The 252-nt window shown below is 50.8% G+C and carries 3 tRNA genes; all 3 read right to left on the bottom strand.

The features are described from left to right. Position 1: 1 nt before the first annotated feature. Positions 2 to 76 (bottom strand) — tRNA-Asp (locus FD688_RS00025). An 18-nt stretch (positions 77 to 94) separates the two neighbouring features. Beyond that, positions 95 to 167 (bottom strand) — tRNA-Val (locus FD688_RS00020). 9 nt (positions 168 to 176) lie between these two features. Then, positions 177 to 249, bottom strand: a tRNA-Glu gene (locus FD688_RS00015). Between the last annotated feature and the right edge of the window lie 3 nt (positions 250 to 252).

Genomic DNA, 252 nt, shown 5'->3' with positions numbered 1-252 from the left:
ACGGTTCGTACGAGACTCGAACTCGTGACCTCCTGCGTGACAGGCAGGCGTCCTAAACCGACTAGACCAACGAACCAGTCCAATATATTTGGAATGGAGGATACAGGGCTCGAACCTGTGACCTCCTGCTTGTAAGGCAGATGCTCTCCCAACTGAGCTAATCCTCCAAATATAAATGACCCGTACGGGATTCGAACCCATGTTACTGCCGTGAAAGGGCAGTGTCTTAAACCACTTGACCAACGGGTCATA

The sequence above is a fragment of the Apilactobacillus kunkeei genome (assembly GCF_005930975.1).
Lineage (GTDB): Bacteria > Bacillota > Bacilli > Lactobacillales > Lactobacillaceae > Apilactobacillus > Apilactobacillus kunkeei_E.
The sequence above is the reverse complement of the archived record's forward strand: the minus strand, read 5'-3'. Positions and strand labels throughout refer to the sequence as shown.